This window comes from Micromonospora sp. NPDC049529, assembly GCF_055586685.1.
The window spans coordinates 266,379-291,291 of the sequence record NZ_JBVJHT010000009.1; the positions used below are offsets into that span (position 1 = coordinate 266,379).

22 protein-coding genes are annotated in these 24,913 nt (G+C 72.6%); 13 read left to right on the forward strand and 9 right to left on the reverse strand.

Annotation, left to right across the window (positions count from 1 at the left end; translation table 11 throughout):
- Window positions 1–74: 74 nt before the first annotated feature.
- Entirely contained in the window at window positions 75–518 is a 444-nt protein-coding gene (locus tag ACZ6QQ_RS17705; RefSeq protein ID WP_465877425.1) for an SRPBCC family protein, read from the reverse strand.
- A 135-nt stretch (window positions 519–653) separates the two neighbouring features.
- On the opposite strand from ACZ6QQ_RS17705, the gene ACZ6QQ_RS17710 reads away from it, so the two are divergent.
- Both ACZ6QQ_RS17710 and ACZ6QQ_RS17715 read left to right on the forward strand, forming a co-directional pair.
- Entirely contained in the window at window positions 654–1,988 is a 1,335-nt protein-coding gene (locus tag ACZ6QQ_RS17710; RefSeq protein WP_465877427.1) for a GH1 family beta-glucosidase, read from the forward strand.
- Window positions 1,985–3,262: an MFS transporter gene (locus ACZ6QQ_RS17715; RefSeq protein WP_465877428.1), complete on the forward strand. Its 1,278-nt coding sequence runs from the start codon at window positions 1,985–1,987 to the stop codon at window positions 3,260–3,262. Before ACZ6QQ_RS17710 ends, ACZ6QQ_RS17715 begins: the two co-directional genes overlap by 4 nt.
- Before the next feature lie 50 nt (window positions 3,263–3,312).
- On the opposite strand, the gene ACZ6QQ_RS17720 is transcribed toward ACZ6QQ_RS17715, so the two are convergent.
- Complete coding sequence (locus ACZ6QQ_RS17720; protein ID WP_465877429.1) at window positions 3,313–4,527, reverse strand: ArsB/NhaD family transporter; 1,215 nt, start codon at window positions 4,525–4,527, stop codon at window positions 3,313–3,315.
- A 123-nt stretch (window positions 4,528–4,650) separates the two neighbouring features.
- Between ACZ6QQ_RS17720 and gltX the strand changes: the two genes are divergently transcribed.
- On the forward strand, window positions 4,651–6,060 hold the full coding sequence (gltX, locus tag ACZ6QQ_RS17725; protein ID WP_465877431.1) for a glutamate--tRNA ligase: 1,410 nt from the start codon (window positions 4,651–4,653) through the stop codon (window positions 6,058–6,060).
- Window positions 6,061–6,162: 102 nt separating this feature from the next.
- Here the strand turns inward: gltX and ACZ6QQ_RS17730 are convergent, their stop codons facing one another.
- Window positions 6,163–6,765: a copper resistance CopC family protein gene (locus ACZ6QQ_RS17730; protein WP_465877432.1), complete on the reverse strand. Its 603-nt coding sequence runs from the start codon at window positions 6,763–6,765 to the stop codon at window positions 6,163–6,165.
- Window positions 6,766–6,995: 230 nt separating this feature from the next.
- Between ACZ6QQ_RS17730 and ACZ6QQ_RS17735 the strand changes: the two genes are divergently transcribed.
- A complete protein-coding gene (locus tag ACZ6QQ_RS17735) occupies window positions 6,996–7,646 on the forward strand; it encodes a hypothetical protein (protein ID WP_465877433.1) in 651 nt (216 codons plus the stop codon).
- A 37-nt stretch (window positions 7,647–7,683) separates the two neighbouring features.
- Here the strand turns inward: ACZ6QQ_RS17735 and ACZ6QQ_RS17740 are convergent, their stop codons facing one another.
- Entirely contained in the window at window positions 7,684–8,295 is a 612-nt protein-coding gene (locus tag ACZ6QQ_RS17740) for a hypothetical protein (RefSeq protein WP_465877435.1), read from the reverse strand.
- Window positions 8,296–8,709: 414 nt separating this feature from the next.
- Window positions 8,710–9,372 (reverse strand): phosphatase PAP2 family protein, encoded by a 663-nt coding sequence (locus tag ACZ6QQ_RS17745; protein ID WP_465877436.1) that lies wholly within the window; start codon window positions 9,370–9,372, stop codon window positions 8,710–8,712.
- Between the two features lie 72 nt (window positions 9,373–9,444).
- Between ACZ6QQ_RS17745 and ACZ6QQ_RS17750 the strand changes: the two genes are divergently transcribed.
- The 7 genes from ACZ6QQ_RS17750 (at window position 9,445) to ACZ6QQ_RS17780 (ending at window position 17,019) form a co-directional block, all read left to right on the forward strand.
- The gene (locus ACZ6QQ_RS17750) at window positions 9,445–10,674 is read left to right on the forward strand and encodes a PucR family transcriptional regulator (RefSeq protein ID WP_465877437.1); all 1,230 of its coding nucleotides are present in this window, start codon (window positions 9,445–9,447) and stop codon (window positions 10,672–10,674) included.
- 107 nt (window positions 10,675–10,781) lie between these two features.
- Window positions 10,782–11,954 carry an acyltransferase domain-containing protein gene (locus ACZ6QQ_RS17755; protein ID WP_465877438.1) on the forward strand — a complete coding sequence of 391 codons (1,173 nt, stop codon included), beginning with the start codon at window positions 10,782–10,784 and terminating at the stop codon, window positions 11,952–11,954.
- Entirely contained in the window at window positions 11,951–12,889 is a 939-nt protein-coding gene (locus ACZ6QQ_RS17760) for a beta-ketoacyl-ACP synthase III (RefSeq protein ID WP_465877440.1), read from the forward strand. The genes ACZ6QQ_RS17755 and ACZ6QQ_RS17760 overlap by 4 nt, the downstream gene beginning before the upstream one ends.
- A gap of 123 nt (window positions 12,890–13,012) precedes the next feature.
- The gene (locus tag ACZ6QQ_RS17765) at window positions 13,013–13,255 is read left to right on the forward strand and encodes an acyl carrier protein (protein WP_326556500.1); all 243 of its coding nucleotides are present in this window, start codon (window positions 13,013–13,015) and stop codon (window positions 13,253–13,255) included.
- A gap of 2 nt (window positions 13,256–13,257) precedes the next feature.
- Complete coding sequence (gene fabF / locus ACZ6QQ_RS17770) at window positions 13,258–14,481, forward strand: beta-ketoacyl-ACP synthase II (protein ID WP_465877441.1); 1,224 nt, start codon at window positions 13,258–13,260, stop codon at window positions 14,479–14,481.
- Window positions 14,482–14,545: 64 nt separating this feature from the next.
- On the forward strand, window positions 14,546–15,970 hold the full coding sequence (locus tag ACZ6QQ_RS17775; protein ID WP_465877442.1) for an acyl-CoA carboxylase subunit beta: 1,425 nt from the start codon (window positions 14,546–14,548) through the stop codon (window positions 15,968–15,970).
- Window positions 15,971–16,116: 146 nt separating this feature from the next.
- The gene (locus ACZ6QQ_RS17780) at window positions 16,117–17,019 is read left to right on the forward strand and encodes a class I SAM-dependent methyltransferase (RefSeq protein WP_465877443.1); all 903 of its coding nucleotides are present in this window, start codon (window positions 16,117–16,119) and stop codon (window positions 17,017–17,019) included.
- 163 nt (window positions 17,020–17,182) lie between these two features.
- Here ACZ6QQ_RS17780 and ACZ6QQ_RS17785 read toward each other — a convergent pair whose 3' ends face one another.
- The 4 genes from ACZ6QQ_RS17785 to ACZ6QQ_RS17800 all read right to left on the reverse strand — a co-directional run bounded on the left by ACZ6QQ_RS17785 (window position 17,183) and on the right by ACZ6QQ_RS17800 (window position 22,902).
- Window positions 17,183–19,474, reverse strand: coding sequence for a hypothetical protein (locus tag ACZ6QQ_RS17785; protein WP_465877445.1), 2,292 nt, complete (start codon window positions 19,472–19,474; stop codon window positions 17,183–17,185).
- The gene (locus tag ACZ6QQ_RS17790) at window positions 19,471–20,487 is read right to left on the reverse strand and encodes a glycosyltransferase family 2 protein (protein ID WP_465877446.1); all 1,017 of its coding nucleotides are present in this window, start codon (window positions 20,485–20,487) and stop codon (window positions 19,471–19,473) included. Before ACZ6QQ_RS17790 ends, ACZ6QQ_RS17785 begins: the two co-directional genes overlap by 4 nt.
- A 108-nt stretch (window positions 20,488–20,595) precedes the next feature.
- Entirely contained in the window at window positions 20,596–22,326 is a 1,731-nt protein-coding gene (locus tag ACZ6QQ_RS17795) for a glycoside hydrolase family 3 protein (protein WP_465877448.1), read from the reverse strand.
- 84 nt (window positions 22,327–22,410) lie between these two features.
- Window positions 22,411–22,902 (reverse strand): DUF3145 domain-containing protein, encoded by a 492-nt coding sequence (locus tag ACZ6QQ_RS17800; RefSeq protein WP_329102935.1) that lies wholly within the window; start codon window positions 22,900–22,902, stop codon window positions 22,411–22,413.
- 414 nt (window positions 22,903–23,316) lie between these two features.
- On the opposite strand from ACZ6QQ_RS17800, the gene ACZ6QQ_RS17805 reads away from it, so the two are divergent.
- Both ACZ6QQ_RS17805 and ACZ6QQ_RS17810 read left to right on the forward strand, forming a co-directional pair.
- The gene (locus tag ACZ6QQ_RS17805) at window positions 23,317–23,646 is read left to right on the forward strand and encodes a hypothetical protein (protein WP_465877450.1); all 330 of its coding nucleotides are present in this window, start codon (window positions 23,317–23,319) and stop codon (window positions 23,644–23,646) included.
- 261 nt (window positions 23,647–23,907) lie between these two features.
- The gene (locus ACZ6QQ_RS17810; protein ID WP_465877564.1) at window positions 23,908–24,849 is read left to right on the forward strand and encodes an alpha/beta fold hydrolase; all 942 of its coding nucleotides are present in this window, start codon (window positions 23,908–23,910) and stop codon (window positions 24,847–24,849) included.
- Window positions 24,850–24,913: the final 64 nt, after the last annotated feature.

Consider the following 24,913-nt stretch of genomic DNA (forward strand, 5'->3'; position numbering starts at 1 on the left):
GTCCGGTCGAGCGGATTGCGCAGGGTCGGGGTCGGGCGGGATCGGCGCACGCGTGGGCGGGAGTGCTGGTGGGCTCAGCTGACGGTGGCGAGGCCGGTGAGGCGCTCCAGTGAGCCCTCCAGGTTGGCGCCGACCCGGCGCATGCCCCAGCGCAGCAGGGCGCCGCTGATCGGGCCGGCCGGCCAGCGCACCATGATCAGCCGGACTGCGGTGGCGTCGTCGCCGTCGGGGGCGAGTTCGACGTACACCTCGGTACGGGCCTCGGCGCGGGCGCCGGACCCCTCGGTCCGCTCACGCCAGGCGATCAGCGTCGGCGCCTGGTAGGCGATCACCTCGGCGTCCACGGCCGGTCCCCGGATGACCCGGACCCGTTGCCGTCGGCCGAATCCCTCGCCGGAGAGGACCTCGGCCTGTCTTACCCCAGCGAGCCAGGCCGGCAGCCGCTCGGCGCGCTGGACCACGTCCCACACCGCGTCGATGTCTGCCGCCACCCGCACGCTGCGTTCAATGAGCATCATCTCTAGCTGCCTCCATTGACGACATCGTACGAACATTCATTGCTTATGCGCATATTGGCACCAAACCGGACGCCTATCCAACGACACGCCGAAGGACTACTCTCCGAACAACTTTCGCGTTTCGAGGAGGGGTGGATGAGCGCTCCACTGCCCGAGTTTCCCGCCGGATTCACCTGGGGCGTCTCCACCTCGGCGTACCAGATAGAGGGCGCGACCAGCGAAGACGGCCGCCGACCGTCGATCTGGGACAGTTTCACCCGGCAGCCCGGAGCGGTGGTCGACGGCAGCACCGGCGACGTCGCCTGCGACCACTACCACCGCTACCCCGAGGACATCGGGCTGCTGGCCGGGCTCGGCGTCGGGGCGTACCGGTTCTCGATCGCCTGGCCCCGGATCCAGCCCGACGGCACCGGCCCGGCCAACCCCGCCGGACTCGGCTTCTACGACCGGCTCGTCGACGGCCTGCTCGACCGGGGCATCGACCCGGTCGCCACCCTGTTCCACTGGGACCTGCCGCAGGACCTGGAGGACAAGGGCGGCTGGTTGACCCGCGACACCGCCGGCCGGTTCGCCGACTACGCCGCCCTCGTCGCCGGCCGGCTCGGCGACCGGGTCACCCTCTGGATCACGCTCAACGAACCGTTCGTCCACATGAGCTACGGCTACGGGCTCGGCGTCCACGCACCCGGCCGGCAGCAACTCTTCGACGCGTTCCCGGTCGCCCACCACCAACTGCTCGGGCACGGGCTCGCGGTGACCGCCCTGCGGGCGCTGACCACCGCCCCGATCGGCATCACCAACAACTACTCACCGGTCCGGGTCCAGGGCACCACCGACGCCGACCGGGCCGCCGGTGCGGCGTACGACGCGCTGCACAACCGGCTGTTCACCGATCCGATCCTCGGCCGGGGCTACCCCGAGATCCCCGGCACCGATCCGTCCATCGTGCACGGAGGCGACCTCGACACCATCGCCGCGCCGATCGACGCGCTCGGCGTCAACTACTACAACCCCACCGGCGTACGCGCGCCAACCGACCCGGCCGACCCGCTCCCGTTCGACCTGGTGCCGCTGGCGGCGTACCCGACCACCAGCTTCGGCTGGCCGGTCGACCCCGACGGGCTGCACGAACTGCTCACCGGACTGCACCGCGAGTACGGCGACGCCCTCCCGCCGATCCACGTCACCGAGGGCGGCTGCTCGTACGACGACACCCTCGACGCCGACGGCCGGTGCCACGACCCGCAGCGGGTGGCGTACCTCGACGGGCACCTGCGCGCCCTGCACCGGGCGATCGCCGACGGCGTGGACGTACGCGGCTACTACGTCTGGTCGCTGTTGGACAACTTCGAGTGGGCCGAGGGCTTCACCAAGCGCTTCGGGCTGGTGCACGTCGACTTCGACACCCTGACCCGCACCCCGAAAACCTCGTACGCCTGGTACCGCGACGCCATCGCCGGCCAGGCATGACCACCGTGCAGCCGATTCCGGCCTCGCTGCCCGCCGCCCTCGCCGAGCCGACCGTGCCGGTCCGGCGCGGATGGATCGCGCTGATCTTCGGCGCCAACCTCGGCGTCTGGATGGCGTTCTTCACCCCGATCCAGATCCTGCTGCCCCAGCAGGTGGAGTCGATCTCACCGGTCGGCAAGGAGGGGATGCTGGCGGTGGTGACCGGGTTCGGCGCGCTCGCCGCCGTACTGGCGAATCCGCTGGCCGGGGCGCTGTCGGACCGTACGTCGCTGCGGCTGGGCGGTCGGGTGGTCGGCCGCCGGCACATCTGGACGGTGCTCGGCGCGCTGCTCGCCGCCGGGTCGTTCCTGCTCCTGGCCCAGCAGCGGACGATCCTCGGGGTGGCGCTGGCCTGGGTCGCCGCGCAGCTGACCCTCAACGCGATGCTCGCGGCGTTGACCGCCGCCATCCCGGACCGGGTGCCGGTGGCACAGCGCGGCGGGGTCTCCGGCTGGGTCGGCATCCCGCAGGCGCTCGGGCTGGTGGTCGGGGCGGTGCTGGTCACCACCGTGGTCACCGGCACCCGCGCCGGTTACCTGGTGATCGCGGTCGCCCTGTTGCTGCTGGCGCTGCCGTTCGCACTGCTCACCCCGGACGACCCGCTGCCGCGTACGCACCGGCCGCCGCTGCGCTTTCGGGACCTGCTCGCCGGGATGTGGGTCAGCCCGCGCCGGCACCCGGACTTCGCCTGGGCCTGGGGCACGCGCTTCCTGGTCCAGATGGGCAACGCGCTCGGCACCCTCTACCTGCTCTACTTTTTGCAGGACAAGGTCCGCCACGGTGACCCGGAAGCCGGCCTGCTGATCATGATCCTGCTCTACACGGTCGGCATGATGGCCACCGCCGTCGTCTCCGGGCGGCTGTCGGACCGCACCGGCCGGCGCAGGGTGTTCGTCATCTGGGCCGGCGTGATCATGGCGGTGGCCGCGCTGCTGCTCGCCGCCTGGCCGGTCTGGCCGGCCGCCCTGGTCGCCGCGCTGCTGCTCGGTGCCGGGTACGGCGTCTACCTGGCGGTCGACGCGGCCCTGATCACCCAGGTGTTGCCGATCGCCACCGACCGGGGCAAGGACCTCGGCGTGATCAACATCGCGAACGCCGCACCGCAGGTGCTCGGCCCGGCGCTCTCCGCCCCGATCGTGGTGCACCTCGGCGGCTACCCCACCCTGTACGCGGTCACCGCCGCCGTCACCCTGCTCGGCAGCATCCTGGTGGTCAACATCCGCTCCGTGCCGTGAGCGGGAGCATCCGTACCGCGGGGAACGTCAGCGTTCGAGCAGCAGGACGGTCAGCGTTCCAGCAGCAGGACGGTCACGGCGGCGACGACCGTGACGGTCGCGGTCAACGCGCCCGTACGCACGAAACGCGGCCAGTGCGGACTCAGCCCGGCGGCCCGGCACCGCTCCAGCCACAGCAGCGTCGCCAGCGACGCCCAGGGCAGCACGAGTGGTCCGGCGTTGGTGCCGATCAGCAGGCCGAGCAACTGATCGGTGTGGCCGAGCGGCACCACCGCCTCGGCGGCCACGTACGCCGGCAGGTTGTTGACCAGATTGGCCAGTACGCCACCGGCGGCGGCCGAACGCCACACCCCGACCACTCCCGGATCGGCCCCGACCACCGCCGTCAGCAGCCGGGACAGGCCGAGCCGGCCGACCGCGTCCACGATCAGGAACATCCCGCTCACCAGCGCCAGCAGCCGCCACGGGACCAGGGCCCAGCGCACCTGCGCCCGGTCCCGGACCGCGAACGCCACCAGCAGCACCACCGCGCCGGCCACCGACACCACCGCGATCGGCACCCCGACCAGGATGCCCACCACGAACAGGGCGCAGGTGGCCGCCGCGACCCGGAACAGCACCCGGTCGCGGGGCCGGTGGCGCGGTGGCGGCGCGTACCGCCGGTCCGGTCGCAGCCCCGCCCGCCAGTAGCAGACCCAGAGGCAGACCGAGGTGGCCGCCAGGGCGGCCAGCTGCGGCAGCGCCATCCGTTCGGCGAAGCCGAGCACCGGCAGCCCCACCCGGTCGGCGGCGAGCAGGTTGGTCAGGTTGGAGACCGGCAGCAGCAGGCTCGCCGTGTTCGCCAGCCAGATGGTGGTCATCGCCAGCGGCAGCGCCGCGATGCCGGCGCGGGCCGCGACCGCCAGCATCACCGGGGTGAGCAGGACGGCGGTGGTGTCCAGGTTGAGGATCATGGTGGTCAGCGCGGCCAGCGCCACGCTCAGCCCGAACAGCGCCGGATAGCTGCCCCCGGCGACGATCGCCATCCGGGCCGCCAGCACGTCGAAGAACTCGGCCCGCGCGGCCAGCTCGGCCAGGATCAGCACCGCGAAGAGGAAAACCAGGATCGGGGCGATCCGGCGCAGGGTGGCACCGGCGTCGGCCGCCGGCACCAGCCCGGTGGCGAGCAGCAGCAGCCCGAGGGCGAACAGACCCAGCGCGAGCCACGCCGACCAGTCCAGCCGCCGCAGCGGGTGAATCCGGCGTACGGCAGCCAACCGGTCCATCCGCGCCTCTCCCGTCCTGCGTCGTCGCCGCTGATCAGCGGTGTCACGGCCGCAGGCGACGATAATCGGGCGGTTCGCAAACCTGGTGGCGGGGGCGTACGGGTCCGCCCGTAGGCTTGGCTCGTGACTGTTCGCGTACGCTTCGCCCCCTCCCCGACCGGCATGTTCCACGTCGGCGGTGCCCGCTCGGCCCTCCAGAACTGGATCTACGCCCGGCAGCAGGGCGGTGTGTTCGTCCTCCGGGTCGAGGACACCGACGCCGCCCGGAACAAGCCCGAGTGGACCGAGGGCATCCTCTCCGCGCTGGACTGGATCGGCATCGAACGCGGCAGCTACGAGGGCCCGTACTTCCAGTCGGCCAACGCCGAGCAGCACCGGGCCGCCGCCGCCAGGCTCTACGACGCCGGCCGCGCCTACTACTGCGACTGCACCCGCGAGGCGGTCCAGGCCCGCACCGGTTCGCAGTACCAGGGGTACGACGGTTACCACCGCGACCTCGGCCTGGGACCGGGCGAGGGTCACGCGCTGCGCTTCCGTACGCCGGACGAGGGCGAGACCGTGGTGGTCGACCTGATCCGGGGCGAGCCGACGTTCGAGAACAAGCTGATCGAGGACTTCGTGATCGCCCGGGGCGACGGTTCGCCGGTCTTCCTGCTGGCCAACGTCGTGGACGACATGATCATGGAGATCAGTCACGTCATCCGGGCCGAGGAGCACCTGCCGAACACCCCCAAGCAGCAACTGCTCTGGGAGGCGCTCGGGGTCAAGCCGCCGGTCTGGGCACACGTGCCGGTGGTGGTCAACGAGAAGCGGCAGAAGCTCTCCAAGCGGCGCGACAAGGTGGCGCTGGAGGCGTACAAGGACGAGGGCTACCTGGCCTCGGCGATGCGCAACTACCTGATGCTGCTCGGCTGGGCGCCGTCCGGCGACCGGGAGATCGTGCCGTGGTCGGTGATCGAGTCGGAGTTCCGGCTGGAAGAGGTCAACCCGTCGCCGGCCTTCTTCGACGAGAAGAAGCTGCGCGCCTTCAACGGCGACTACATCCGGGCCCTGCCGGTGGACGAGTTCATCGCCGCCTGCCAGCCGTGGCTGACCGGCACCGACACGATCGCCCCGCCGCCGTGGCAGCCCGAGGAGTTCGACCCGGCCGCGTTCGCGGCCGTCGCGGAGCTGGCCCAGACCCGGATCGCGGTCATGAGCGAGATCGTGCCGAACGTCGACTTCCTCTTCCTGTCCAGCCCGCTGATCGACGAGGCGGCCTGGGCCAAGACGATGAAGGAGGGCGCGGCCGACCTGCTCGACGCCGCGATCGTCGCCTTCGAGGCGCTGGAGACGTGGGACACCGAGCCGCTCAAGGCGAGCCTGGAGCAGGTCGGCGCGGAACGCGGGCTCAAGCTCGGCAAGACCCAGGCACCGGTACGGGTCGCGGTCACCGGTCGTACGGTCGGGTTGCCGCTGTTCGAGTCGCTGGTCGTGCTGGGGCGTGAGCGTACGCTCGCTCGGCTGCGGGCGGCTCGGGTTCGTCTACCCTGATTCTTGGTGGGGGTGGGGCCCGCCGTGCCCGGCGAGGGTCGACAGGCTTGATCCCCTGGCCGGTCACGGCGGGCCCCACCCCTGTGCTGCTTCAGTGGTGGGTCAGGTGGTGCGGGGGCGGCGGCGGAGCAGGATGGCGCCGGTCAGTACGGCGACCAGCAGGACGGCGCCGCCGAGGGCCCACGGCCACCAGGCCGATTCGCCCTGCTCGTCCTGACCGGTGCCGGCGAGCGGGCTGAGGTCCGGTCCCGCCGTGGACGGGGCCGGTGTCGGCTGGGACGGCGTTGGTGACGCGGACGGGGTGGGTGCGGCGCTCGGGGTCGCGCCGACGGTGAGGGTGAACCGGATCCGGCCCTTGATCGGGTGCCCGTCACTGGACGGAAGCTCGTACCCGACGGTGTAGAGACCGGCCGGTCCGGGCCGGAAGCCGACCGTCACCCTGGATCCGGCGAAGGTCGGTTCGGCACTTGCGGCCGAAACGTTATCCGGCCCGGTCAGGGTGATTTTCGTGGCCCGCGGGTCGAGTCGGGCCAGGAAGGTCAGGGTCACCTGGCCCGGTGCCCGGTCCAGGCTCGCCCCGTCCTTCGGATCGCTGCTGGTCAGCGAGTTGTGCGCGGCGGCCGGTCCGGCCGTCAGAAGTACGCAGGCAGCACCGGCGATGGCGGCCAGTAGCAGGCCCGTCGCCCGGGTGAATTTGCCCCCCATGGAGTCCTCCGCGAAGATACGATTCGGCCACCGATCAACGGCTCGTCACTAAGTCGACCCTAGATCGCAGATAGTTCCAAATACTGCTCGAACAGGTGCAACCGAGCGGCGTTCTGCGGAGTCTGTGTAGTGAGCGCGACGAACCTGCCCCGGCAGCAGACCGCACTCCGAACAACCCAGTGCGTGACCTGCATCAAGGCCATCCATCGAACGGGGCGAGGAGGTCAGCGATGATCCGAGGGCAGAGACACCGACTCACCATCGTCGTCGCACTGCTGATCACGGTGGGCTCCTGGCTCGGCCTGGCCGCACCCGCGTCGGCCGCACCGCCTCCCGCACCGAACTCGGTCACCATCACCGGTGACGGCGTCGCCGCCCCGCTGATCATCCGCGCCGAGGGCGACCAGGAGATCTTCGCCGCCGTGCTCGACCAGGTCGGCTGGTTGCGGGGCAGCGGGCAGACCAGTTCCCCGGCCGCCGTCGACCTCGGTCCGAAGTTCATCGTGACGGTGCTGATCAACGACGCACCGAAGCAGGGCTACGAGCTCTACCCGCTCGCCAAGGGCGGGCCCCGGGCGTTCCGGCCGGCGAAGCAGCCGGACGGCAGCACGGTCGCCCCGGCCTGGTTCTTCGGCCGGCTCTCGATGTCCGAGACGTTGCAGGCCGCCGGGGTGCCGCTGCCGGCACAGACCAATGTGGTCAATGGCGGCATCGGCGGCGGCGAGCGGGTGATCCGGGAGGACTCGCTGACCCCGGGCAAGGACCTGGGCCGGATGCTCACCGACCTGCGTGGCCTGCTGCTGCTCAACGGCGCGGTGGTGGTCGCGATCACGATCTGCCTGGCCGGCATCGCGCTGCTCGTCCGCCGCCGCACCCGCTAGGGCCCCTCGGCACCCCACCGGTACCCGTCAGGGCCGCTCAGCACCACCGGTCCGGTGGGCGCTGGCGCCGGTCTCCGCGCACCCGTGGCCGGACCGCGCCGTGCCGGTGCCCACCGGCCCAACCGGGCAGGTCTGGCTGGCAGGACGGTGCCCGTTGCAGGTCGCCACCGACCTGGTCGGCCGGATCCGCCGGGTCGACGTCGGCGGTGGTGGGACCCAGCGTGCCGGAGGTCCCGATCGGCTCGGCGGTGCGCTGCCGGGGCACCAGGGCACCGACCACCACCTCGACCGCACCCTCGTCGGCCAGCGGCTCCGGGGTCGGCGTACCGCCCGAGCCGATGCCGACCCCGCCGGCCAGACCCGAGCCGGCACCGATCGGTCCCGCGCCGGTCGCGCCCGGGCCCACCGCTCCCACGCCGGTCGCGCCGGTGCCGATGGGACCCGCGCCGGTCGAGCCGGTCAACGCCGGGCCCACCCCGGTCGCGCCGGAGCCGGTCGCACCGGGAGCCACCTCGGCCCCGGCCGGCACCGCGCCGCAGACCCAACGCATCGGCTTACCCGTGAAGGACGTCGACTGCTCGTCCTGGTCACCCCGGAACAGCGGCTGCTCGCCGCGGGCGCAGCCGTGCTCGGCCTCCCCGTGCGCCATCCGGCCTCCTCTTGCTCTTGTCACCGTCGCCGTGTGGGCGATCCCCCGGGACGGCCCAGCTCATCGGTGGTGGTGACCATCGCGGGACTGTGGCATGCCGTACCAGGCACTCTCACCGTACTGGCCCAGGTTGACGGGTCTCACGCCGCCGTGGCTGAAGATCGGGATGGCGCTGCGGAGCGGTCCCGGCCGCGCGTCGACCCCCGGCTCGGCAGAACCTCGCGCTGACCGCTCGTACGACGCTGTACGGCCATCCGTCGATCCCACCACACCATCGGTCCGTTGCCATCCGACGAATCGTTGACGCGTGCGGCCCCCGGCTCCGTCAATCGACGGAGGGACATCTGATGATCACGAAGAGTCGACCCCGGCGGGGCGGCCGGATCCGGGGCCGGTCAACGACATCCCGTCCGGTCAGCGGGGCGGCCGGTTCGCGGCGAGCACCGGAACGGGCCGGCGCGGCACGACCCGGTCCACGGCGTACAGCACCGGGGGGACCACGGCGAGCGCGAGCAGCCAGCCTCCGAGCACGTCGGCCGGCCAGTGGGCCAGCAACGCCAGCCGGGTCAGTCCGATGAAGATCGCGAAGGCCGCCGCGAGCGAGACCGCGACGACCCGCCCGGTCCGGGCCAGCCGGGGCCAGAGCAGGAGTACGGCCAGCAGCGCCGCCGCGCTGGCGTTGCTGGTGTGCCCGCTGGGGAAGCCGTTGCTGTGCACCACCACGAAGCCGTCCACCGGGCGGGGGTGGTGCACCCACAGGTGCATCAGGCTCCACAGCACCGGCACCAGCACGGTGACCGTGGCACAGCAGGCGGCGAACCGGCGCTCGCCCCGGGCCAGCAGGGCGGCCGTCGCCACCGCACCGACGACCAGGAACGGGATCGTGGCGGCCACGTCGGTGGCCAGCCGCAGCACCTCGACCAGGGCGGGGCGCTGGTCGCCGTACCCCCGGAAGGCCTCGCTGACCGCGGCGTCGAAGCCGTCCAGCGGCGCCCAGCCACCGACCACCAGTCCGAACAGGGTCAGGAAGGCGACCAGCGCGAGCAACGGCAGCGCGATCGGCGGGCGGGCGATCATCCCAGCATGATGGCACGCCCGGACCGACCCGGACGGGTGGCGCACGAGCCGGCGTGACAGGGTGACGGGGTGGTGGCCGAGGCGGATGGTGGGGAGCTGGCCGCCACCCTGCGCCGGATCGAACGCGCGGCGGGCACCCTGGCCACCGCCAGCATGGCCCGGATGGACGAGACGCTGCCCTGGTTCCGGGGGCTGCCGGCCGAGCAGCGGGCCTGGGTCATGCTGGTCGCGCAGTCCGGCGTCAGTTCCCTGGTCGAGTGGCTGCGCCACGGCGGTGGGGCGCGGGAGAACCCGCAGGAGGTCTCCGACGAGGTGTTCGCCTCGGCGCCCCGGGCGCTGGCCCGGTCGATCAGCCTGCAACAGACCGTCGCCCTGATCAAGGTGACCATCGACGTGGTCGAGGAGCAGGTGCCGGAGCTGGCCGCGCCCGGCGAGGAGCAACTGCTCCGCGAGGTGGTGCTGAAGTTCTCCCGCGAGATCGCGTTCGCCGCCGCCCGGGTGTACGCGCGGGCCGCCGAGACGCGCGGCTCCTGGGACGCCCGGTTGCAGGCCCTGCTGGTGGACGCCCTGCTGCGCGGCGACTCCTCCGATGTGCTGGCCAGTCGGGCCGCCGCGCTCGGCTGGGCGGACGCCCCGCCGGTGGCGGTCGCGGTGGGTCGCTCCCCCGGTGGCGAGGTGGCCGCGGTGCTGCACACCCTCTACCGGGCCGCCCGGCGGATCGGGGTGGAGACGATCGGCGGTGTGCACGGGGACCGGCTGGTGCTGGTGCTCGGCGGGGCGGTGGACCCGCTGGCCGCGACCGGGCGACTGCTCGGCGGTTTCGGCGACGGCCCGGTGGTGGTCGGTCCGGCCGTGCCGAGCCTGGACGAGGCGACCGACTCGGCGCGGGCCGCGCTGTCCGGGTTCCGGGCGGCTCCGGCGTGGCCCGGTGCGCCGCGCCCGGTGGCCGCGAGCGACCTGCTGCCGGAGCGGGCCCTGGCCGGCGACTCGGAGGCCCGGCGCGGGCTGCGGCAGGACGTCTACGCGCCGCTGGTGCGGGCCGGCGGTGAGCTGCTGGAGACGATGGACGCGTTCTTCGCCGCCGGTGGGGTGTTGGAGAGCGCGGCGCGGGCACTGTTCGTCCATCCGAACACGGTGCGTTACCGTCTGCGCCGGATCGCCGACGTGACCGGGTTCTCGCCACTGACCCCACGGGACGCGTTCGCGTTGCGGATGGCACTGACGATCGGCCGGTTGGACCCGGCCGCACCGGGGCCGAACGCACCCGGACATGAACGGTCGTTCACGACAAAGGGCTCATAACCCGAATCACCACTGCCGATCATTGTAGGAACCCTACAAAGGTCGTAGTGTGGTTTGGTGAGTTGCGGCAAGCACGTGACCGACCAGTATCCAGCAGAGTCATAGGCGTGCTCGCCGTACTCTCGCCTGGCCAGGGCTCACAGAAGCCCGGCTTCCTCACTCCGTGGCTCGACCTGACCGGCACCGAGGCGCGACTGCGCTGGTGGTCCGCACTCGCCGGAGTGGACCTCGTCCACCTCGGCACCGCCGCCGACGCGGACGAGATCAAGGACACCGCGCGCACCCAGCCGCTGCTGGTCGCCGCCGCACTGCTCGCCGCCGAACACCTCCCGATGTACGACGTCAGCCTCACCGCCGGCCACAGCGTCGGTGAACTGGGTGCCGCCGCCCTGGCCGGCGTACTGCCCGCCGAGGCCGCCATCACCCTGGCCGGCGTACGCGGCCGGGAGATGGCCGCCGCCTGCGCGCTCGAACCGACCGGCATGGCCGCCGTACTCGGCGGCGACCCGGAGCAGGTGACCGCCGCGATCGAGGCCCACGGCCTGCACCCGGCCAACTACAACGGAGCCGGCCAGATCGTCGCCGCCGGGGCCGTCGACCGGCTGGAGAAGCTCGCCGCCGACCCGCCGGCCGGTGCCCGGGTACGCCTGCTCCAGGTGGCCGGTGCCTTCCACAGCCCGTACATGGCCCCGGCCGAGCAGGCCCTCGCCGGCATCGCCGCCGGCATCGTGCCGACCGACCCGGCCCGGCTGCTCCTGTCCAACCTCGACGGCGCCGCCGTCAACCACGGCCGGGAGATGCTCCAGCGGCTGGTCCGGCAGGTGACCGCCCCGGTCCGCTGGGACCTCTGCATGGCCACCCTGGCCGACCTCGGCGTCACCGGCGTGATCGAACTCCCGCCGGCCGGCACTCTCGCCGGTCTGGTCAAGCGCGAACTCAAGGCGACCGGGGTGCCGGAGATCGTCACCCTCAACACCCCGGACGACCTGCCCGCCGCCCGCGACCTGATCGCGCGGCACGGGATGGCCCCCAGTCACGAACCCACCATGCAGTTCCGGGTGGTGGTCGCACCGATCGCGGGTACGTTCGTACCCGCCGTCGACCTCAACGAGGGCGACACGGTCAAGTCCGGGCAGTCCATCGGCCACGTCACCACCCGACAGGGGCCGAGCGAGGTGGCAGCGCACTGTTCCGGCGTGCTCACCGAGTGGCTGGCCTCACCCGACGACCCGGTCGCCCCGGGCCAACCCCTCGCCCGCATCGGAGGACACCTCTCATGAGTCGCATCGTCGCCATGGGGCATTACCAGCCATCCCGGGTCCTCACGAACGACGACCTGGCCAAGATCGTCGACACCAACGACGAGTGGATCCGGGACCGGGTCGGCATCGTCACCCGCCGGATCGCCGACAGCGAGACCGTCAGCGACATGGCCACCGCCGCGGCCGACACCGCGCTGGCCAAGTCCGGGCTCACCGCCGCCGACATCGACATGGTCGTCGTCGCCACCTGCTCCTCGGTCGACCGCAGCCCGAACGTCGCCTGCCGGGTCGCCGCCAAGCTCGGCATCGACGCCCCGGCCGCGTTCGACCTCAACACCGCCTGCTCCGGCTTCTCCTACGCCCTCGGCACCGCCGACCACGCGCTGCGCGCCGGAGCGGCCCGCAACGCCCTGGTCATCGGCGCCGAGAAGCTCTCCGACTTCACCGACTGGACCGACCGCTCGACCTGCATCATCTTCGGTGACGGGGCCGGCGCCGCGGTGGTCAGCGCCGAGGACGACGGCGACACCCCGGGCATCGGCCCGGTCGTCTGGGGCTCGGTGCCGGAGAAGAGCGACGCCGTACGGATCGAGGGCTGGCGCCCGTACATCCAGCAGGAGGGCCAGACGGTCTTCCGCTGGGCGACCACCGCGCTCGCCCCGCTCGCCCTCCAGGCCTGCGAGCGGGCCGGGGTGGCCCCGGAGGAGATCGCCGCGTTCGTGCCGCACCAGGCGAACCTGCGGATCATCGAGGGGATCGCCAAGCGGCTCGGCATGCCCAACGCGGTGATCGCCCGCGACATCATCGAGTCCGGCAACACGTCGGCGGCGAGCGTGCCCCTGGCCCTGTCCAAGCTGGTCGAGCAGCGGGCGATCACCAAGGGCGCCCCGGTCCTGCTCTTCGGCTTCGGCGGCGGTCTCACCTACGCCGGCCAGGTCGTCCGCTGCCCCTGAGCACCCCCTCCCCCGGTACGCCACCCCGGCGGACCGGCAGACCCCACCGGCCGGCACGCGCGGTCCGGTGCAGGCGGTATCGTCCGCCAGCGCAGATCCACTTATCGAGAGGAAACCAGCACCATGACGACCCGTGACGAGATCACCGCCGGCCTCGCCGAGATCCTCGAAGAGGTTGCCGGCGTGAACCCGGACGACGTCGCCGAGGAGAAGTCGTTCACCGACGACCTTGACGTCGACTCGCTCTCCATGGTCGAGGTCGTCGTCGCGGCCGAGGAGAAGTTCGGCGTGAAGATCCCCGACAACGAGGTACAGAACCTCAAGACCGTGGGCGACGCCGTCGCCTACATTGAGGCGCAGTCCTGATCATGACTCGCCCCGACGTCGTCGTCACCGGGCTCGGCGCGACGACCCCGCTCGGCGGGGACGTCGCGTCGACCTGGGACGCCATGCTCGCCGGCCGCTCCGGGGTGGGACCGCTCACCCAGGAGTGGGCCGCGCAACTGCCGGTCCGGATCGCCGCCGAGCTGGCGGTCGACCCGTCCGAGGTACTGGACCGGGTCAAGCTGCGCCGGCTCGACCGGTCCGAGGCGATCGCCCTGATCGCCGCCCACGAGGCCTGGGCCGACTCCGGGCTGGCCGACTCCGGCCTGAACCCGGAGCGGCTCGGGGTCAGTGTCGGCACCGGCATCGGCGGCGCACAGACCCTGCTCGCCCAGGACGACATCCTGGAGGAGAAGGGACCGCGGCGGGTCTCCCCGCACACCGTCCCGATGCTGATGCCGAACGGACCGGCCGCCTGGGTCGGGCTCGAACTCGGTGCCCAGGCGGGCGTGCACTCGGTCGCCAGCGCCTGCGCGACCGGCGCGGAGGCGATCGCCCTCGGACTGGACATGATCAGGTCGGGTCGCGCCGACGTGGTCGTCGCCGGTGGCACCGAGGCGGTCATCCACCCGCTGCCGATCGCCGGGTTCGCCTCGGCGCGGGCCATGTCGATCCGCAACGACGACCCGCTGACCGCGTCCCGCCCCTGGGACAAGGGCCGGGACGGGTTCGTCCTCGGTGAGGGTGCCGGTGTGCTCGTCCTCGAACGGGCCGACCACGCCGCCGCTCGCGGCGCGCGGGTCTACGCCCGGCTCGCCGGTGCCGGGATCACCTCCGACGGGTACGACATCGTCCAGCCGCACCCGGAGGGCGCCGGCTTCAAGCGGGCGATCCGGTTCGCGCTGGCCGACGCGGACCTCGACCGGTCGGACATCGTGCACGTCAACGCGCACGCCACCTCCACCCCGGTGGGCGACATGCTGGAGGTGGCCGGTCTGCGCGCCGCCCTCGGCGACCACCCGGTGCTCACCGCCACCAAGTCGCTGATCGGGCACCTGCTCGGCGCGGCGGGCGCGGTCGAGTCGATCGCGACCATCCTGTCCATCCGGGACTCGATCGTCCCGCCGACGATCAATCTCGACGACCCGGAGGACGGCCTGCTCGACGTGGTCGCCCACAAGGCGCGTCATCTGGACATCCCCGCAGCTCTGAACAACTCGTTCGGCTTCGGCGGGCATAACGTGGCTCTCATCTTCACGCGGGCCTGAGACCAACTGCCTGCTCCGGTCGGGTACGCCCGCGTACCCGGCCGGGGTGTGATTGGAGGCGTACGTGACCACCACTTCTGTCAGCGCTGACTCCTCGACCGTCGACCACCGCGACCCCGAGTTGCGGCTGCGGGCCCTGTTCGACGCCGGCTCGCTGCGCCTGCTGGTGCCGCGCGACGACTCGGGCGTGCTCTGGGCCCGGGGCGAGATCGACGGCACCCCCGCCGTCGCGTACGCCACCGACGCGACCCGGATGGGCGGCGCGATGGGCACCGTCGGGTGCCAACACATCGTCGACGCGATCGACACCGCCGTACGGGAACGGGTGCCGGTACTCGGCCTCTGGCACTCCGGCGGCGCCCGGCTGGCCGAGGGCGTGGTCGCACTCGACGCGGTCGGCCAGGTCTTCGCCGCCATGGTGCGCGCCTCCGGGCAGGTGCCGCAGATCTCGGTGGTGCTCGGCCCGGCGGCCGGCGGTGCCGCCTACGGACCGGCGCTGACCGACATCGTGGTGATGAGCGGCGCTGGCCGGATCTTCGTGACCGGGCCGGAGGTGGTCCGCAGCGTCACCGGCGAGCAGGTCGACATGGAGCGCCTCGGCGGCCCCGAGCCGCACGGCCGCCGCTCCGGCGTGGTGCACGTGACCACGAAGGACGACGAGTCGGCCCTGGTCGAGGCCCGCAAGCTGGCCGCGCTCCTGGGTCACCAGGGACGGCTGAGCCCGGCCGACATCCCGGCCACCGCCGAGGCGGGCCACGACCTGGCCGCGCTGATGCCCTCCGAGCCGAACCGGGCGTACGACGTCAAGCCGGTGGTGAAGGCGCTGCTCGACGCCGCCGGGGTGGAGTTGCACGCCAAGTGGGCGCCGAACGTGGTGACCGTGCTCGGTCGGTTCGCCGGCCGTACCGTCGGCGTGATCGCGAACAACCCGCTGCGGCTGGGCGGCTGCCTGGACGCGTCCAGCGCCGAGAAGGCGGCCCGGTTCGTGCGCATGTGCGACGCGCTCGGCGTACCGCTGATCGTGCTGGTCGACGTGCCTGGCTACCTGCCCGGTCTGGGCCAGGAGTGGGACGGCGTGGTACGCCGCGGCGCCAAGCTGCTGCACGCCTTCGCCGAGGCGGTCGTGCCCCGGGTGACCCTGGTGACCCGCAAGGCGTACGGCGGCGCGTACATCGCGATGAACTCCCGATCGCTCGGCGCCACCGCGGTCTTCGCCTGGCCGAACGCCGAGGTCGCCGTGATGGGCGCGTCGGCGGCGGTCAACATCCTGCACCGCAAGAAGATCGCCGCCACCCCGGCCGCCGAGCGTGAGGCGATGCGGGCCCGGCTGATCGAGGAGCAGACCAAGACCGCCGGTGGGGTGAACCGGGCGCTGGAGATCGGCGTGGTCGACGACGTGATCGAGCCGGGCTCGACCCGGCGCCGGATCGCCGAGGCGCTGGCCGGAGCCCCGGCCGCACGCGGCGCCCACGGCAACATCCCGCTGTAGTTTCTCCCGGTACGTCAAGGGGCTCCGGTACCTCCGGGGCCCCTTCGCCGTGCTCCTCTTTGTCCCTACTCCTGTGCCGTTCTCCGTAGGCCGGCGGCCTACTCCTGTGGCTTTCTCCGAACTCCGGTGGCCTAGGGTGAATCCCCGTGGAAGCGACCGAGATCCGCAAGCTGGCCGCCCTGGAGGACACCCACTGGTGGTACCGGGAGCGGCGGGCCCTCCTGGCCCGCTCGCTGCGCCGGCTCGCCGCCGCCGGCCAGGGCCCGCACCCGTCCGGGGCGGGCGGACCGGCGGCTCCCGCCCGAGCGAATGGAGCGGCGGCTCCGGCCGGGGTGAATGGATCGGCGGCTCCCGCCGGGGTGAATGGATCGGCGGCTCCCCCCGGGGTGAATGGATCGGCGGCTCCCCCCGGGGTGAATGGATCGGCGGCTCCCGCCGGGACGGGGCCGGAACCGGCCGGTGACCGGGCGTTGGACATCGGTGCCGCCGGGGGCGGCAACACGCGGGTGCTGCGGGCGCACGGCTGGCGGCCGGTGGCACTGGAGTACAGCCCCGAGGGGGCACAGGTGGCTGCCGAGCGCGGTCTGCACGTGCTGCGCGCGGATGCCCGACACCTGCCACTGCCGTCGGCGAGCCTGGGTCTGGTGGTCGCCTTCGACATCCTCGAACACATCGACGAGGACGATCTCGCGGCGGCGGAGATCCGGCGTACGCTGCGGCCGGGCGGGACCGCGCTGATCGCCGTACCGTGCGACATGCGACTGTGGTCGGCGCACGACGTGGCGGTTGGTCACGTACGCCGTTACGACCGGACCTCGCTGGTCTCCGTGCTGGAGCGGGCCGGCCTGGTGGTCGACGAACTCTGGTCCTGGAACGTGGTGCTCCGCCCGGTGGCCGCCTGGCGCCGCCGCAAGTCCACCGGCAGCGACCTCGACGACCTGCCCGGCGTGATCAACCTCGGCCTCCGCGCGGTCATCACCGCCGAACGCTACCTACCGGTCAAGTCCCTCCCCGGCGTCTCCCTCATGCTCCGCGCCCACCGCCCCTAACTCCGTCCCTCCCCTCCCCCCTCCCCTCTCCCCCTTGATCACCACTAATACAGAGAATGAGTGGTAATCCGGCGCGGAATTACCACTCATTCAGTGAAAGAGTGGCGCCTCATCCCCGGGCACGGAACGGGGGCGGGGGGCGGGGGGCGGGGGGGGCGGGGCGTTAGGGGAGTTCGTAGACGGCCAGGGTGCCGTTGTCGAAGCGGGGGGTGGAGAGGGCGGCCAGGTCGGGGGACTCTTCGCCGACGGTGCGGTCGACGACCAGCCAGCGGACGTTGTAGCGGGTGCGGAGAGTTGCCAGGCCGTCCGGGGTGGGGGCGGTGAACGCCTCGTCGTTGGCCCGCAACCGCTCCGGATCCCAGAACGGGGCGTACGGGCCGCCGGGCAGTCCGACCATCCGGGGCGCGAACGACCACCCCTCGACCAGCACCGAGCGCTCGGTGTAGGCGCTCAGCCAGAACGAGCGCGCGTCACAGTAGCCGTTGACCATGGCCCGGCAGTGGACGTTGGTGGCGACGACGTCGTCCGGGTCGCTGTGCTCGTACACGAAGCGGGCGGCGGCCACCCGCGACGCCGGCATCGGCACCACCGCGTACGCGCCGCCGTTGGGGTACTGACGTCCTGCCGCCGCGTCGAGCACCAGTCCCGGTGCCCCGGCGACCAGCACGCCGGTGAGCAGGATCGCCGCTCCCCGCCCCCGCAACCGGGGCCAGCGTCCGGCCAGTGCCGGCCAGAGCAGCAGCCCGAGTACGGCGAGCCCGGCGAGCGCCGCCGCCCACCAGAACAGCGGCCGGAGCGGATCCCAGGTGGGCACGGAGTACACCTGCGCCGGGTAGCCGAGTTGGATCAGGCTCAGGACGAGCCCGAGCCCGGCCGCGCCGACGGCGAGCAGGATCCGGCTGCGCCGCGACAGCCGGGCCCGTTCCAGTAGTTCGGCGTAGCCCCAGGCGGAGGCGATCACACCGAACGCGAAACCGGCCCGGACGAAGTACTGGTTGCTGCTGCCGGGGTGGCCGACGAGCAGGTAGATCGCCGGGCCGGCGAGGGCGCCGCCGAGCAGGAACACCTGCACCGGTTCGAGCCGGAACCGGCGGTGGCGGATCAGCGCGACGATGCCGGCCAGGCGCAGGTGCAGGTTGACCAGGAAGGCGAGCACGACGGCGACCCAGAGCAGGGCGGTGGCGCCGGCCGGGCGGTCGACGGTGCCGACGAAGGGCCGCAGGCCGGAGAAGGGGTCGACGGTGACGCCGTGGCTCTCGAAGGCGAACAGGATCGCGGTGGCGAAGCCCTGGGCGGCCAGGGTCAGCAGCCCGGCGACGATCACCGGCCAGGCCGGTCGTCGGCGTACCAGCAGGGTCACCAGGGCGGTCAGCGCGAGGGCGGCGGCGACGACCGGGACCGTACTGGCCTTGGCGCCGGTGGAGGCGGCGAGCAGGAGCGCGGCGAGGACCCAGGCGCCCCGGCCCAGTGGTGGCACGGCGACGTCGCGGGCCGGGCCGATCCGGTCGGCCAGGACCGCTATCAGCGGCAGCAGCAACACCCAGCTGTACGTCATCGACGGGCTGCCCCAGACGATGAACGTGGCCTGGGTGCCGAAGAGTTGGCGGATCCCGTTCTCGTAGCCGAACTCGCCGATGGTGAACATGAGTGCCGCCGCCACCGCGCCCGCGTACGGGCGGCCGGTGATCCGCCAGCCGACGACCGCGACCAGCAGCACCGCGAGCAGGCAGAGCGCCGGTACGGCCAGCCGGAAGAAGACCGTGGGCAGGTCGACCCCGCTGACCAGGCTGGCCGCCGCCATGTGGGCGAAGCCGAACCAGTGGTAGTGCAGTGGTTCGCCGGCCACCTGCGGCACGTCCGGCGGCATCTGGTGGGTGGCGGCGCCGGCGATGGCGAGCTGGAACGGCAGGTCGATGTACTGCGCCTGGCCCTCGCCGGTGGGCAGGATCGGGTTGCGGTAGAGGAACGACTCGGCGAGGTAGGCGGTGAGGCCGACGATCACGGCCGCGACGGCACAGGCCCAGCCCGTCGGGACCGGGGTGTAGTCGCGCACCCGCCAGTGTCGGCGCAGTCGGGGTACGGCGAGGAACGGCAGCAGCACCGCGACGGGCCAGTACCGCAGCCAGTGTTCGAGGCCGAGTCCGGTCAGGACGGCCCAGGCGCCGAGTTCGAGGATCAGTCCGACGGCGGCGCCGACGGCCAGGTCCTCGACCAGGGTGTGTGCTCGGGCGCGCAGTGCCCGGTAGACCAGGGTGCCGGGCAGGACGACGGCCAGCAGGGCGTAAGCGGTGTAGCGGGCGATGTCGGCGGCGGGGGTGCCGGTGTCGAGCAGGACGGCGGTGAGGACGACGAGGACGGTCGTGGCGGGCGCGTACCGGCGCAGGGCGTCGACGGCGGCCCCGGACCGCGTGGTCGGGGTGTGCAGGGCCGGCGTGCCCTCGGTGAGGGCGGTCAACGCAGCGTGTCGGCGAGGGCGGCCACGTCACCGTCGGCGGCGGTGCCGGTCGAGCCGGTGGGCGGGGGCGGCGGGCCGTCGGCGGTGTCGGTGGCGACGAAGTACGCCGGTCGCGCCTGTACCGCCGTGTAGATCCGGGCCACGTACTCCCCCAGCAGGCCGAGACAGAGCAGTTGGACGGCGCCGAGGAAGAGGACCGCCACGTAGAGGGAGGGCCAGCCGCTGACCGTCGCGCCGAAGAAGTAGGCGACCACGGCGACCACCACCAGCAGGGTGCAGACCGCGACGCCGGCCAGGCCGAGCCAGGTGGCGAAGCGCAGCGGGGCGGCGGAGAAGCTGGTCACGCTGTCGGCGGCGAGGCCGACCATCCGGGACACCGGGTACTTGGTCCGCCCGGCCGCCCGTTCGTCGCGCAGGTAGGTCACCTCGCCGCTGGGAAACCCGAGCCAGGGTACGACCAGCCGGAGCACCGGGGTCCGTTCGGGCAACTCCCGCAGTGCCTCCACGGCGGCGCGGCTGAGCAGCCGGAAGTCACCGGCCTGGGCGGGCACCTGCTTGCCGACCAGTCGCCGCATCAGCCGGTAGTAGAGCCCGGCCGTCCACCGTTTGAAGACGGTGTCGCTGCTCCGGTCGGCGCGTACGCCGTAGACGATGTCGAGTTGCCGGGCGCGGGCGACCCGGAGCATCTCGGCGATGGTCTCCGGTGGGTCCTGGAGGTCGGCGTCGAGGCTGACCACGTGCCCGCCCCGGGCCCGCAGCACCCCGGCGACGAGGGCCGCCTGGTGTCCGCTGTTGCGGCGCAGCCGCAGGATCCGCAGTTGGGGCCAGTGGGCCCGGATCCCGGTCAGCGCGGTGTGGGTGCCGTCGGTGCTGCCGTCGTCGACGGCGACCACCTCGTAGGGTTCGCCGAGCCCGTCGAGGACGCCGCGGAGCCGCTCGACCAGCAGCGGCAGCACGCTTTCCTCGTTGAACATGGGCACGACCACGGACAGTGCCGGTCCCGGTTGCGTCACGGCCCGCGCACCCCCCGTTCCGGTCGACCCGGCGGACGTCCGAACGCTACCAGCAGCGGGATTCCGGCGGGCCGATGACCGACCGGCATCCCGCTGCCGCGGCGGCGTTCAGGCGGTGCAGGAACTGCGCGGCAGGCCGGTCACCGGCACCGGCGAGTGGCCGGTCGGCCGGGCCTTGCCGGCGAGTACGTCGGCCAGTGCGGCCATCGACACGGCGGTGGACGAGTACGTCGCCAGCAGCACCGGTGACTTCGCCGTGTCGAGCAGGTACGGGGTGTCCATCGCGACGGTCACCCCGGCGGCGGCGTTGAGGTCGGCGGCGCCGTCGCCGTACCCGACCAGGTGCACGATCGTGCCGCCCTGGGCGACCACGGTGGCCCCGGCCGCGCGCAGCGCCTCGGTGAGCGTGGCGGCGGTCTTCTCCCGCCCGTTGGCGGCGGTGACGGTGATCGGTCCGGGTACGGCCGCCTGCGCGCAGGTGCCGCGCAGTGCGGTGACGGAGGCGTTGGCGACCTTCCGGGCCGCCTCCCGGTGCGTCGCCGTGTCCAGCGACGCCATCGACGGCATCTGCTTCCCGGCGAGGCTGAACTTCAGCGTGAGTACCCGGGTGACCGCCTCGACCAGCCGGGTCCGGGGCAGGGTCCCGTCGCGTACGCCGGCCAGCAGCCCGTCGTACGCCTGGGTCAGGTTCGGCGGCATCAGCAGCAGGTCGTTGCCGGCGTTGATCGCCCGGACGGCTGCCTCGCCCGGCGGGTAGCGCATCGCCGGTGCCATGTTCATCCCGTCGGAGACCAGCACGCCCTTGAAGCCGAGCTGTCCGCGGAGCAGGTCGGTGAGCACCTTGTGCGAGAAGGTGGCCGGCACGCCCGGGTCGATCGCCCGTACGTCCAGGTGGCCGGACATGACCAGCCCGGCGCCGGCGGCGATGCCGGCGGTGAACGGCGGCAGGTCGCCGCTGTCGAGCGCGGCTCTGTCCTGGGTGAGCTGCGGCAGGTCGTCGTGGGAGTCGGCGGCGGTGTGGCCGTGCCCGGGGAAGTGCTTGAGGGTCGCCGCGACGCCCGCCCCCTGGAGTCCGCGTACGGCGGCGGCGACCTGGTCGCCGGTGTTCTTCGGGTCGTCGCCGAAGGACCGGGAGCCGATCACGGTGCTGTGCGCGCCGAGGACGTCGGCGTCGGGGGCGAAGTCGACGTTGATCCCGAGGGCGGCGAGCTCGGTGCCGGCTGCCCGCCAGGCGGCCTCGGTCAGGGCCGGGTTCCGGGCCGCCCCGAACGCCATCGCGCTGGGCAGGACGGTCACGCCGGTGCCGATCCGGGTGACCACACCGAACTCCTGGTCGGTGCCGATCAGCAGCGGCGCGGCACCGGCCGGGAGCTTGGCACCGGCCTCGCGCAGCCCGCCGGTCAGTCCGTGCACCTGCTCGACGTTGTCGACGTTCGTGGTGACCTGGTTCTTGCCGGTCGGGTCGTCGGCGGAGAAGCCGACCAGGATGAGGCCACCCAACCGGTACTTGGCGATCATCTCGGCCGGGGTCTCGACTCCGGCCAGCGCTTTGTTGCCGGTCGCCGAACCGATCGTGACCTTGGTGGCCGAGCTGCCGTACGCGTACGGCATCAGGACCTGGCCGACCAGGTCCTCGTCGGTCAGCCGGCCGACCAGTTCGGCCGCCCGCGTCGCCGGGTCCGCACCGCCGGAGGGGCTCGCGGCGGCCGTGGGGCTGGCCGGGGTGGTACGGCTCGCGCCCGCGATGGTGCCCTGGTCGGGTCGACCGGCACAGCCGGTCGCGGTCAGCGCGGCCAGTACGGCGAGCGCGGCGATGGTACGCCGGAGGGGGGTCGGCATCCGGCTATCCCATCAGTTTCCCCCTTATCAGGGCAACTTGACCAAGACGCCCCGGCACCGGTGCCCGTGGCCGTGGCCGCACCGTCAGCCGACCCTGGTGAGCAGCGTCACGGGAGCCCCGTCACCGGCGTACCGGTAGGGCTCCAGTTCGGCGTCCCACGCCGTGCCGAGCGCCTTGTCGAGGGCGTGCGCCAGCGCCTCGGGAGCCCGTGCCGCCGCCATGATGGCGCGCAGCCGGTCCTCGCCGAGCTGGATGTCGCCGGCCGCGCCGGTGGTGGCCCGGAACAGCCCGCGTCCCGGGACGTACATGAACCGCTCGCCGTCGACCCCGGCGCTCGGTTCCTCGGTGATCTCGAATCGGATCATCGGCCACTGCCGCAGGGCAGCAGCCAGTTCCGCACCCGTCCCCGGCCGGCCGGACCAACTGCACTCCGCCCGGCGTGCGCCGGGATCGACGGGTTGAACCGTCCAGTGCAGATTGACCGGCACGGTAAGGACGCGCGCGATCGCCCACTCGACGTGTGCACACACGGCGAGTGGGGTCGAGTGGACGTATACGACGCCACGCGTTGGCACGGTGACCTCCCGGAGAGCGAGGTGCGTCTTCCCCTACGACCTCGATCACCAGGCGATGCTGGAACACATGATGACTGCTGTGACGGATGGTGCGCCAGAGAATCGGAATTTTGGCATGCCGGAATAGCCGTCCCGCTAGTGGGTGTTCATTCCTCACGACAGGCCGCGGTCGCCGTACGGCTCTCGTGGTCGTGTAAAGTTCAGTCGGCGTCCTGTGTCACCGTGCGTTCGTATCTCCGGTGGCTCGGGTCGCCAAGCAGCAGGTTCCCCCGGTGGCTCCGGCCACCAAGCAGCAGGTTCTCGGTGGCCCCGGTCACCGAACAGCAGTTCGGCGGCCTTCCGGCCACCAGGCGCGTCCGGCGTGTCGCCGTCGCGCATTCCGTCCTCCCGTTATGTCTGGCAAGGAGTACTTCCGTGGCGAGCAACACCTCTAAGACCGCGCGCGCGTCAGTCCGCGCCGGCCAGGCCGGTCAGGGTGGCGCCCTGAGCGTGCTCGGCGAGTTCAAGTACCTCATCCCGCTCAACGGCGGTAAGCACGCCTACGTGCGGAACCTGACCAACGGCAAGACCGTGCACGTGCGCACCGACTCGGACGCCTTCGTCGAGGAGGTCCGTCAGCTGGCCGGTGCCGGCCACGCCGTCAAGATCCGGGCCGAGATCGCCGGCCTGGCCACGGCGTTCCCCGGCGACGGCTGGGACACCGCCGAGAAGCGGCTCGTCGAGGCTGGCGTCTTCACCGCCTGATCGCACTTGTTCCGGGCGGACGCCCCGGTCCGGCCGACACGCCGGACCGGGGCGTTTGTCGCTTTTCGCACCAGGTGACGAGTCAGCACCGACACCGGCCGGGTTGACCCGGGGTGACCGGGGAGTGACGGTCTCGGCGAGCGGGCAAGATCGCGGGTACGATTGTTACCCGCGGGTACGGCAACCCCGGGCGATCGGGAGGTAGCCATGTCCGTCCATCCCCCGACTCCACGCGCCCGGGTCGACACGGTCGAGCCGCGCCTGCCCGACCCGGCCGGGGTCGAGCTGTCCGACGGGGTCCGGCTCCGGGTCGAGCAGGTCGGACCGACCACCGCCCCCGTCACCGTCGTGCTGCTGCACGGCTGGACCCTCGACCACCGGATCTGGCACCGGCAGGTGTCCGCGCTGGTGGAGAAGCTCGGCGACACGGTCAGGATCATCAGCTACGACGCCCGTGGCCACGGCCGCTCCGGCGTCAGCCACCTCGGTACGGCCACCCTCGCCCGACTCGGCGACGACCTCGCCGAACTGCTCGACCTGATGACGCCGACCGGTCCGGTGGTGCTGGCCGGCCACTCGCTCGGCGGCATGACGATCATGGAGTACGCCCACCGGCACCCCGACCACTTCGCCGCCCGGACCGCCGGCCTGGTCTTCGTCGCCACCACCGCCGAGGGCCACACCCACACCGGCTACGGCCTGCCCCCACGGCTGGCCTGGCTGATCCGGCTGGCCGAGACCACCGGGGCCGGCGTACTGGCCCGCTGCGGCGGTCTGCGTACGCCCGGACCGCTGTTGCAGGCGCTGCGGCCGGCCCTGCGCTGGCTGCTCTTCGGCGACGAGTGTGAGCCGGACGACATCCGGCTCACCACGTCGGCGGTCGCCCGCGCCGCGATGGTGTCGATCGGCGGGCTCCGGACCTCGATCGGCCGGCAGCACCGGTTGGAGACCCTCGCCACCCTCGGCGACCTGCCGGTGGCGGCGCTGGTCGGGGACCGGGACCGGCTCACCCCGCCACCCTGCACCGAGTCGATCGTCGCGACCCTCCCGGACACCGGACTGACCGTCTGTCCGGGCGCCGGGCACATGCTCATGCTGGAACGCCCCGACGAGGTGAACACCGCCCTGCTGGAGGTGATCCGCCGGGTCCTCACCCCGATCCCCGCCCAACGACGGACGGGGCCGGACGAGGCCGCCGGCTGACCCGTCCGGGTCCGATCAGGCGATCGGCGCGGAACGGCCGGACCGTTACCCCGTACCCTCGCTT

What these genes read in the sequence shown, in the direction of transcription:
- ACZ6QQ_RS17720 (WP_465877429.1), bottom strand. Translation starts at nt 4,527, where the DNA reads ATGGACCGGTTGGCTGCCGTACGCCGGATTCACCCGCTGCGGCGGCTG.
- ACZ6QQ_RS17735 (WP_465877433.1), top strand. Translation starts at nt 6,996, where the DNA reads ATGATCCGAGGGCAGAGACACCGACTCACCATCGTCGTCGCACTGCTG.
- ACZ6QQ_RS17795 (WP_465877448.1), bottom strand. Translation starts at nt 22,326, where the DNA reads ATGCCGACCCCCCTCCGGCGTACCATCGCCGCGCTCGCCGTACTGGCC.
- fabF (WP_465877441.1), top strand. Translation starts at nt 13,258, where the DNA reads ATGACTCGCCCCGACGTCGTCGTCACCGGGCTCGGCGCGACGACCCCG.
- ACZ6QQ_RS17730 (WP_465877432.1), bottom strand. Translation starts at nt 6,765, where the DNA reads ATGGGGGGCAAATTCACCCGGGCGACGGGCCTGCTACTGGCCGCCATC.
- ACZ6QQ_RS17745 (WP_465877436.1), bottom strand. Translation starts at nt 9,372, where the DNA reads ATGATCGCCCGCCCGCCGATCGCGCTGCCGTTGCTCGCGCTGGTCGCC.
- ACZ6QQ_RS17705 (WP_465877425.1), bottom strand. Translation starts at nt 518, where the DNA reads ATGATGCTCATTGAACGCAGCGTGCGGGTGGCGGCAGACATCGACGCG.
- ACZ6QQ_RS17740 (WP_465877435.1), bottom strand. Translation starts at nt 8,295, where the DNA reads ATGGCGCACGGGGAGGCCGAGCACGGCTGCGCCCGCGGCGAGCAGCCG.
- ACZ6QQ_RS17710 (WP_465877427.1), top strand. Translation starts at nt 654, where the DNA reads ATGAGCGCTCCACTGCCCGAGTTTCCCGCCGGATTCACCTGGGGCGTC.
- ACZ6QQ_RS17760 (WP_465877440.1), top strand. Translation starts at nt 11,951, where the DNA reads ATGAGTCGCATCGTCGCCATGGGGCATTACCAGCCATCCCGGGTCCTC.
- ACZ6QQ_RS17765 (WP_326556500.1), top strand. Translation starts at nt 13,013, where the DNA reads ATGACGACCCGTGACGAGATCACCGCCGGCCTCGCCGAGATCCTCGAA.
- ACZ6QQ_RS17715 (WP_465877428.1), top strand. Translation starts at nt 1,985, where the DNA reads ATGACCACCGTGCAGCCGATTCCGGCCTCGCTGCCCGCCGCCCTCGCC.